Origin of the sequence: Yinghuangia sp. YIM S10712 (assembly GCF_051388935.1) — a bacterium.
Taxonomy (GTDB): Bacteria; Actinomycetota; Actinomycetes; order Streptomycetales; family Streptomycetaceae; genus Yinghuangia.
In genome coordinates, this window is sequence record NZ_JBPKBI010000048.1 from 1 (window position 1) to 9,429 (window position 9,429).

5 protein-coding genes and 1 pseudogene are annotated in these 9,429 nt (G+C 71.8%); 4 read left to right on the top strand and 2 right to left on the bottom strand.

What is annotated here, in order from left to right:
• The coding region (locus tag ACRX5W_RS32850; protein ID WP_436792056.1) for a DUF899 family protein at positions 1-617 on the top strand (617 nt) is incomplete at its 5' end.
• Between the two features lie 210 nt (positions 618-827).
• Here ACRX5W_RS32850 and ACRX5W_RS32855 read toward each other — a convergent pair.
• Complete coding sequence (locus ACRX5W_RS32855) at positions 828-3,542, bottom strand: AAA family ATPase (protein ID WP_436792057.1); 2,715 nt, start codon at positions 3,540-3,542, stop codon at positions 828-830.
• 878 nt (positions 3,543-4,420) lie between these two features.
• Here ACRX5W_RS32855 and ACRX5W_RS32860 point away from each other — a divergent pair.
• Together ACRX5W_RS32860 and ACRX5W_RS32865 are read left to right on the top strand one after the other, a co-directional pair.
• A pseudogene (locus ACRX5W_RS32860) lies at positions 4,421-4,630 on the top strand (alcohol dehydrogenase catalytic domain-containing protein); the annotation flags it as partial.
• A gap of 229 nt (positions 4,631-4,859) precedes the next feature.
• A complete protein-coding gene (locus ACRX5W_RS32865; protein ID WP_436792058.1) occupies positions 4,860-5,507 on the top strand; it encodes a zinc-binding dehydrogenase in 648 nt (215 codons plus the stop codon).
• Positions 5,508-5,697: 190 nt separating this feature from the next.
• Here ACRX5W_RS32865 and ACRX5W_RS32870 read toward each other — a convergent pair whose 3' ends face one another.
• The gene (locus tag ACRX5W_RS32870; RefSeq protein ID WP_436792059.1) at positions 5,698-7,344 is read right to left on the bottom strand and encodes an FAD-binding oxidoreductase; all 1,647 of its coding nucleotides are present in this window, start codon (positions 7,342-7,344) and stop codon (positions 5,698-5,700) included.
• A gap of 323 nt (positions 7,345-7,667) precedes the next feature.
• Here ACRX5W_RS32870 and ACRX5W_RS32875 point away from each other — a divergent pair.
• Positions 7,668-9,429 (top strand): type I polyketide synthase (locus ACRX5W_RS32875; RefSeq protein WP_436792060.1); only part of this gene is annotated, 1,762 nt, incomplete at its 3' end.

Below are 9,429 nucleotides of genomic sequence, written 5' to 3' on the forward strand. Positions count from 1 at the left end.
CACTGAACCGACGCTGGGGGTCAATTTTCCGAGACCCGCAAGGGGTCAAATTTCAGGGAGCGTTGACAGTGATGAGCCACGTGGGCGAACTGGCGTACCTGCACTCCCGCGACATCACCTTCGCCGTGTTCTCCCAGGGGCGGAACACCGCCTACGGCTTCGCCGACGCACAAGCCTCGTACGACGAAAGCCTGCGCTACCGCGCCTTCATGGGTTGGGACATGCCGTGGTACTCCGCCCAACCCTCCCTCGAAACACTGCTTGCCGGCCGCGAGCTCGGCCTGTTCCACCTGGTGTGCTACCTGCGCGACGGCGACCGAGTCTTCGAGACGTACTGGACCAAACGCCGCGGTGCCGAGGTTGTGGACTACAGCTACGCGCTCATGGATCTGACGGTGTACGGGCGCCAAGAGGAGTGGGAGGAGTCTCCGGACGGCTGGCCGCGCCTCGGGCAGGCCACGCGGACGCTGGCCGGCGCCCCGGACTGGCCGCCGTCGTGGGATGGAGAGAGCGGACGCCCCACGGCGCAGTGGCCACGCGTCGACGCCGCCCGGTCCGACGACCTGGGCGCCACCGGCAACGACCGCCCGACGAACCGGCTCGGTAACTGCCACTGACCCGCGAGGCTGAATGCGTACGGCGCCTTTGTCACGTGGCCGCCGGTGTCGCTCGTACCGCGCCGCGAAATATTGCGTTTCCACAGGTGTCCGCTGGGCGGTGACCCTGCGGCGGGGGCATGCCTCCTGCGCAGAAACAGACGTCGGGGCGCGGCGACGTGACTTCCGGGGACGGGCCGACGGCGGGGGCGGGTGGGGCTTGCCTTGGCGTCAGGCGGAGTCGGCGAGGGCCGTCTGGAGGTATAGGGGGAGGTCCGAGCGGCTGTGGACGCGGAGCTTGCGGTAGACGCGGGTCAGGTGCTGCTCGACGGTGCTGACCGTCACGAACAGCTCCGCGGCTATCTGCCGGTTGCTGTGGCCCTGCGCGGCGAGGACGGCGACGCGTAGTTCGGCGTCGCTGAGGAGGATGGCCGCGGGGGCCTCCGCGGGCGCGTCGGGGGCCGCGATCAGCGCCGGGATGCCGAACTGGCGGCTGAGGCGGCGGGCTTCGGTGAATGTCCGGCGCGCGGTTTCCAGCAGGCCTTGCGCCTGCTGTGCGCGGCCGAGGTCGGCGAGCGCGTGGGCGAGTTCGAGGCGGGCGGGGGAGTCGTGCAGTTCCTGAACCGCCTGGTGCAGCAGGTCGGTGCGCGCCTGGCCCTCCTCCATGAGGGCGAGCACATGGCGGGTGCGTGCGCGGACGCGTACGTCGGACGGGCCGAGGAGGGCGAGTTGGTCGTGGGCGAGCTCGCGGGCCTGGCCGGTGAGCCCGAGGCGCGCCGCGGTGCGCGCGGCCTCGGTGCGCCAGTCGAGCAGCGCCGGGTGGTCCATGTGCCAGCGCGCGGCGAGTTCCCCCGCGGTCTGCGCGTCGGCGAGGGCGGCCTCGAAATGCCCTCCGGCGTGGTGGAAGCGCGACCGGGCGTGCAGGTAGCCGAGGCCAGGGGTGGCTTCCAGCGCGGCCGACGGGAGCGGGGTGTTGACGTGTTCCGCGGCGTCGTGGAGCCGGCCGAGCCCGACGAGTGTGTCGATGAGCACCCCCAGCGGGAAGCCGGCCGAGACACCCCAACTGCGCACCGGCAGGATCGACAGCGCCGCGCGGGCGAACTCCTCGGCGGCGGGCAGGTCGCCCTGGCGCAGCGCGATCCGGGCGCGCAGGCAGGTGAGGATCGCGTTCCATGTCGGGGCGTTCGCGACCGCGTCGGAGTCGAGGGTCAGGTGGCACCACGAGCGGGCCGCGCACTGCTGGTCGGCCAGGTGCAGGGCGAGGATCGCGACGCAGACGGGTGCGAGCGTCGCCTCCTCCAGGCGCGTTCCCTTGAGCATCTGCTCGGCGGCTGCGACGCCGTTCGCGCGGGTGGCGTGGGTGAGGACGTCGGCCAGGGCGCCGGTGGCCCGGCCGTACGGGTCGGCCAGTTGCCGCACGTTGGTCTCGGGCGTGCGCGGGACCGCCGCGTGGACGCCGGAAGCGGAGTCGGGAAAGCCATTGCGCAGAAACGCGGCCATCGCGCGCAGCTTCGCGGCCGTGCGCGGGTCCGGCGGGGTGGACGAGCGGCATATGAGGCGCAGCGTCTCGACGGCCTCGGCCTCGTGGCCGAACCACAGCAGCCGGTCGGCGAGCGCGAGGGCTTCGGCGGGCGTCAGGTGGCCGAGGCGCGCGTGGCCGAGGAGTTCGGCCGTGTGCCGGGAGGCGATCGCCGGGTCGACACGCCACTCCGCGGCGGCGAGGGCGGCGGTGGTGCGGGCGCGCTGCCGGGCGGAATCCGCGGTGCTCTGGGCGAGCCGCAGGCAGCGTAGCTGGGTGTCGGTGTCGCCGTCGGCAAGAGCTTGTTCGGCCGCCTCCAGGAGCATGGGGATGTCGTGGGCGCCGTCGGTCGCCTGCGCGGCGAGCAGGTGCGCGGCCACGGCGGTCGCCGTGGCGCCCTCTTGGCGCAGCACGCGGGCCGCGCGCAGGTGCAGGCCGCGCCGCTCGTCGTCGCCGAGGTCGTCGAGCACGGCCGCGCGGGCCTGCCGGTGGCGGAACCGCCCGGCGTGCAGCAGGCCGCTGCGGTTGAGTGTCGCCGCGGCGCGCAGCGCCGCCTCGTCGTCCAGGCCCGCCAGCCGCGCGGGCAGGTGCAGGTCGGTCGACATGTCGAGCACCGCGGCGGCGCGGGCCAGACTCAGCATGGACGACTCGCACCGGTACAGGGCGTTGACGAAGGCCTGGGTGTACGCGCCGCCGACGACCGGCTCGTCGTCGGCGGGCAGCCCCCGGTTGTCCTCGATCAGGCCGCGCACCAGCAGCGGGTTGCCGCCGGTCAGCGTGTGGTGCGCCGGAGCCAGCCGGCGCGCCATGGGGAGGTTCCATTCGTGGGCGACGAGGGCCCGCACCCCGCGCGGCGACAGCGGGGTCAGGCGCATCCGGCGCGACACCGGTTCGGGCGGGAGCTCGGCGTGGAACGCGGGATTGGTGGGCCAGGGTCGCTCGGCCTGGGTGAGCACCAGCATGACGGGCACCGAGCGGAGCCGCCGGACGATCGAGGTGAGGCACCGCAGGGACGGCTCGTCGGCGAAGTGCGCGTCGTCGACCACGATCACGGCGGGGGCCTCGGCCGGCAGCAGGGTGTGCAGCAGGGTGAGTGCGAGTTGGTGCAGCACGCGGTCGGTGTGCTCGTCGCGGGCGTGGAACGCGTCGACGAGTTCGCGGGCCCGCTCGGACTGCTCCGGGGCGAGTTTGGCGGAGCAGAACAACTGGCACATGACGCCCAGCCCTACGTTGCGTTCGCCGCGCGACCCGACCGCGCCGAGGATTTTGGCTCCGGACGAGGCGCAGCGGGCGGTGAAAGTGTGTGCCAACTCGGTTTTGCCGCCGCCAACCGGGCCGGTGACCACCACGATGCGGCCGGCCCCGCCCCGGCACTCGGCGAACATGCCGCGCAGTGCCGCCAGGTGGTTTTCGCGTTCCACGAGCATTTCTGTGATCCCCCGAAAAGTTGCACGCGTGTTTCTCGATACCTGCCTCGGATGGCGCGAAATTACATTTCGCCGTGTGGTCTTTCCGCTAGGTGCGCGCGGCCTGCTTTCCTTACATCCCTTACGGGTGTCTGTTGACTGCGCGGTCACCTCATGATCTGCTTTTCCGTTGCTGCTCGACTCGTCTTCCGTTATCGGTTCGCAATCCTGCCATCGGCCCTCTCCCGGCACAACCGCGTACACCACGGCGTACTGTTGCAGATCCGGGCGACACGCACTCTGAGCAGTGTGAACGACTGCTGCCCAACACGTCGTAAATTCTTGATGACGAAACTGCCGGGCGCCAAGCGGAATTTCGGATTCAGTGATCTCGGGGGCGATTTTGCGCCGTGTTTGACGGTTGTGGAGAAGTCGTGGCGGGGGCTTGCGTGAGACGGCCGGCATCCGGTGCCGACGCGGTGCGGGCGGACGAGAATGAGCCGAAGCCCCGGCGCGCGCTGCGGCAGAGCGTAACGGCGCAGGACCCCTACTTCCCGGGCAGCGTAGCCGCGCTTCGGTAGGGGCTGTATAAGGGAGGCCGCGGGGGCCGGAATCGGCTAGCGTCGCCACCGCGGAGCGGTATGCCGGGGTCCGCTGACCCCCCGCGGCTCCGCCGAGGCGCCGGACCGCGCGGCTGACCCGCGGCCGCGGCGAGGCGGCTCGCGTACGCAACTCGCCGCCCCGCGCGGCGTCCGCGCCGGCTCTCCGGGGGAAACGCAGTGCAGACAACAAGCGCGTCACCGCCTACGGCACACAGCGCCGCGGCGGCCGTCATCCGCGACAAGGGGGGCCCGTTCCTGATCGAGCGGATCACCCTGGAGGCGCCGCGCCCCGACGAAGTGCTCGTCCGGCTGGCCGGAACGGGGCTGTGCCACACAGACCTGCTCAGCCGCGACGGCGTCCTGCCGCCGGCGCCGCCGGTCGTCCTCGGCCACGAGGGCAGCGGCGTCGTCGAGGCGGTCGGCGCGGCGGTGGCCGGCCTGGAGCCCGGCGACCACGTCGTTCTCGCGCCGGCCCACTGCGGCACGTGCCGCATGTGCCTGACCGGCCACCCCATGCACTGCGTCGCGTTCCCACCGCTCAACCTGCGCGGCCGGCGCCGAGACGGCAGCACCGCCTACCGCGACGGCGACGGACGCGAGCTGCACGCGCACTACTTCGGCCAATCGTCGCTCGCCACCCACGCCGTGGTGCAGNAGCACCGCCTACCGCGACGGCGACGGACGCGAGCTGCACGCGCACTACTTCGGCCAATCGTCGCTCGCCACCCACGCCGTGGTGCAGGCGCGCGGCGTTGTCCGCGTCGACCGCGACGCCCCTCTCGAACTTCTCGGCCCGCTCGGCTGCGGCTTCCAGACCGGCGCCGGGACGGTACTGGAGGCGTTGCGTCCGCCGCCCGGGAGCAGCATCGCCGTGTTCGGGACCGGAGCGGTCGGCCTTGCCGCGGTCATGGCCGCGCGCATCGCGGGATGCACGCGCATCATCGCCGTCGACCTGCACCCGCACCGGCTCGACTTGGCGCGCGAGCTCGGCGCCACCGACGTCGTCCCCGCCGAGAAGGCCGCCGCCATCGGCGCGGAGACCGGCGGCGTCGACTTCGCCGTCGACGCGGTCGGTCTGCCGGAGACCTTGCGCGCCGCGGTCGGCGCGCTGGCGATGGGCGGAACCGCGGCACTCGTCGGCTCGGCGGGCACCGGCCGCGAAGTCTCGCTTGGAATGGTCGGGTTGATGGGACGCACCGTGAAGGGCGTGTTGGAGGGCGACGTCGTGCCCGCGCTGTTCATACCGCGCCTGCTGGAACTGCACCGCGCCGGTCTGTTTCCCTTCGACCGGCTGATCCGCACCTACCCCTTCGCGGACGTCGAACAGGCTGCCGACGACGCCGAAAAGGGCCGTACGGTCAAACCCGTGCTGGTGCACGGTTGACCGCACGGCTCCCACACGACTTCGCTCTCAGGCCCCGCACTGGCGAACGAACGCCCGTGCCCTGCCTGCTGGTCGCGTGGGTCCCGTGCCGTCTCCGAGGAGCGGGGACGGCGCGGACCGACGGGCTCCGCCCGGGTGTTCGGGGCGTCGTGCGCGAATTCCGGTCCTCAGTCGCGGAGTTCGGGCCGCGTCATGGCGCCGTGATGGACAGCGCGTGGCGGAAGACGTTCAGCGGATCGTACTTCGCCTTGATCCGTTGCAGACGCGGGTAGTTCTCCTTGTAGGCGAGCGTCGACCACGGCACGCCCGAGGAGTTCAGCGCCGGGTCGGCCATGTCGAGGTCCGGCCAGTTCACCAGGCACCCGTCGTTGACGTCGTTCGGCACCGGAGCCCCGCCGGTCGCCGCGTACAGGTCGCGGTAGAACGACGCGTTCCATTCGACGTGCCGGGCGTCGTCGGCCGGCACGTCCCACGCGTTGAACACGCCGGCCGCCATGATCGCGCTGCGGTGCGGCGTCGCGGTCGCGTCCGGCGCGAGGGCGTTGGTCTGCCCGCCGTACGTCGTCAGCGAGAACCCGGCCGCGGGGTGGGTGTAGTCACTGCGCGTCAGGTACCCGTACGCCGTCGACACGACGTCGTCGGAGTACTTCTTCTTCAGCAACCCCACCTTGCTCTTCCAGCGGGGCGGGCCGAGCACCCCCTGCGCGACCGACGAGTCTGGTGCGTTGATCGTGGTGGTCAGCCACGGCAGCACACCGGACTTGACGATCTGCGGACGCGGCACACCGTTGCGGCCCATCGCGGCCAAGTAGTCGTTCAGCACGGCCTCGTTGCCCGGCACCGACGGGTCGAGCTGGCCGACCACCATCACCTGCCCGCGCTCCTTGCGCGGCGCGCTGAACGCCCCGTGGACCGCGTTGGTCGCCGAACCGGGCGCGCTGTTCGCCTCCATCCATTCCCCGAAGTTCTTGGCGGCCTGAACGAACGCCGCCTCCCCGAGGTCCGACCAGTTCCACACGGCCCGGCCGGTCATCAGCGCCTTCGGGATCGGCGGGAGCAGGCGCGCCGGGTCCGACCCGGTGGCGTTCGGGGAACGCATCCAGAACTTGGTCACCACCCCGAAGTGGCCCCCGCCTCCTCCGGTGTGCGCCCACCACAGCTCGCGGTTCGGGTCCCACGAATTGCGTGTCGCCACCACCGACTTCGCGGTGCCGGACGCGTCCACGACGACGATCTCGATCGCGTACAGGTGGTCCGCGATCAGGCCGTGCTGCCGCGACAGCGCGCCGAACCCGTTGCCGACGATGTGCCCGCCCGCACCCACCAGCGGGCACACCCCGCCCGGCAGCGTCACGCCCCACCGGTAGTCCAGCGTCCGGTACACCGTCCCGAGCGTGGCCCCCGGCTCGACGGCGAACGCGCTCATGAGCGGGTCGAACGTCACCGCCCGCATCTCGGTGAAGTCGATGATCACCTTGACCGCCGGGTCGTCGACGATCCCTTCCAGGCAGTGCCCGCCGGAGCGGATCGCGATGCGCTTGCCGGCGTCCACAGCCTCCTGCACCGCGCGCACCACATGCGCGGTGCAGCCGGGGATGCGTACCCGCTCCGGTACGGCCACGAAGCGCTTGTTGTAGCCGCGCGTGGTGATGTCCGCGTAACGCGGGTCGCCGGGCGTGATCGACGCCGCGTCCGGCTGGGCGGCGAGCGCCGCGTCCTGCGCCGGGGCGTCCGCCGCGGCGGACGGCCCCGCGAGCGCGGTGGTCGAGGCCGCGGTGAGAGCCAGTGCACCGCCGCCGGCTCCCGCCAGCAGACCGCGCCGTGATATTCGGGCCATGCGAATACCCTTCTGTAACCGCGAGTGAATTGGTCGTTCGAAACAGGGTGGAAACGGGCATGTCCCAGCCCGGGGATTACGCGTCGGCCGAGGGTTTCGGGACGCGCAGACAATATCGCACACGGCACTTCCGATTGGTCGCCGAAAATGCCCCTGACCTGCACCGAAGGATATTAGGGGTTGCCTCCTTCGGCGTTCCGGGGGGAGCCGCTTGAGCTGGGGTTTCGCCGAGGAAATGCGATAGGGGTTGACCGTCGGCCGGGCGCGCATGACGCTGGGGGCGCAAACCGAGGAATCCAGTGGTGCGGTGTTAAGGACGTGCAATGGCGGTAAACGACAACGCGGCCGCGACTTCCCGTCACGGACATTTCCCCGACCCCGACCCCGACGACGCCATCGCCGTCGTCGGCGTGGCCTGCCGCTACCCGCAGGCCCCGACCCCCGCGGCGTTCTGGGAACTTCTGCGCAGCGGCCGGCACACCGTCACCAAAGTCCCCGCCGACCGCTGGGACGCCGACGCGCTGTACGACCCCGACCCCGCGGCCCCAGGACGCCTCCACGTCCGGCACGGCTCGTTCCTCGACGGCCTGGACCTCTTCGACCCCGCGTTCTTCCGCATCTCGCCGCGCGAAGCCGCGTTCATGGACCCGCAGCAGCGGCTCGTCCTCGAACTCGGCTGGGAGGTACTCGAAGACGCCGGCGTGGTTCCCGCGACCCTGCGCGGCAGCCGCCTCGGCGTCTTCGTCGGCTCCATCTGGGACGACTACGCCCACCTCGTCTACCGCGACGCCGTCCACGCCGCCACCCAGCACACCCTCACCGGGGTGCACCGCAGCATCCTCGCCAACCGCCTGTCGTACTTCCTCGGAGTGCACGGCCCGAGCATGACCGTCGACACCGGTCAGTCGTCGTCGCTGGTCGCCGTCCACCTCGCGTGCGAGAGCCTGCGCCGGGGCGAGGCCGACGCGGCCGTCGCCGCCGGCGTCAACGTGAGCCTGCTGTGCGACACCTCGGTCATTTCCGCCAAGTGGGGCGGCATGTCGCCGGACGGCCGCTCCTACACGTTCGACGCCCGCGCCAACGGATACGTGCGCGGCGAAGGCGCCGCCGCCGTCCTGCTCAAGCCCCTCGCCGCCGCCCTCGCGGCAGGCGACGACGTCATCTGCGTCATCCGCGGCAGCGCCGTCAACACCGGAGCCGGCAGCAGCCTGACCACGCCGAGCGTCCGCGCCCAGGAAGACCTCCTGCGGGCCGCGTACCGTCGCGCCCGCGTCACCCCCGAACAGGTCCAGTACGTCGAACTCCACGGACCGGGCACGCCGTTGGGCGATCCGATCGAGGCCGCCGCGCTCGGCGCCGTGCTCGGCACCCCGCGCGGCGACGCGCCGCCCCTTGTCGTGGGCTCGGTCAAGACCAACATCGGGCACCTCGAAGGTGCCGCGGGGATCACCGGATTCGTCAAAGCCGCCCTCGCGCTGCGGCACGGTGAGATTCCCGCAAGCCTCAACTACGCCGCTCCCAACCCCCACATCCCGTTGGAGCAGCTCCGCCTGACGGTCCAACAGGACACCGGACCGTGGCCGGGCGACGCCGAACAGCGGATCGCCGGAGTCAGCTCGTTCGGCATGGGCGGTGCCAACTGCCATGTCGTGCTGGCGGAGGCACCGCGGCTTGACAAGCAAGGCATACCGGCCCCTGACGCTTCCGCCGACGGGGAGTCGGCGACCCGGCTGCCGGCAATCCCTTGGATCGTCACCGGGCGGACCCCGGAGGCACTGCGCGAACAGGCCGCGAAGCTAAGCGCGTTCGGCGTCGACGTGATGCGGCCCGCCGACGTGGCCTGGTCGCTGGCGACCTCACGCACCCACTTCGAGCACCGCGCTGTCGTCACCGCCACGGAGCCCGGCGAACTCGGCGCCGGCCTGGAGGCCTTGGCCGCAGGCATGCCCGCGCCGAGTGTCGTGCGCGGCGTGGTCGGCGAGGGAGCGCTCGGCGTGGTGTTCACCGGTCAGGGTACGCAGCGGGTGGGGATGGGTTTGGGGTTGTGCGGGGCGTTTCCGGTGTTCGCGGAGGCGTTTGCGGCGG

Coding starts and splice junctions, on each gene's coding strand:
- ACRX5W_RS32855 (WP_436792057.1), bottom strand. CDS start 3,542: ATGCTCGTGGAACGCGAAAACCACCTGGCGGCACTGCGCGGCATGTTC.
- ACRX5W_RS32870 (WP_436792059.1), bottom strand. CDS start 7,344: ATGGCCCGAATATCACGGCGCGGTCTGCTGGCGGGAGCCGGCGGCGGT.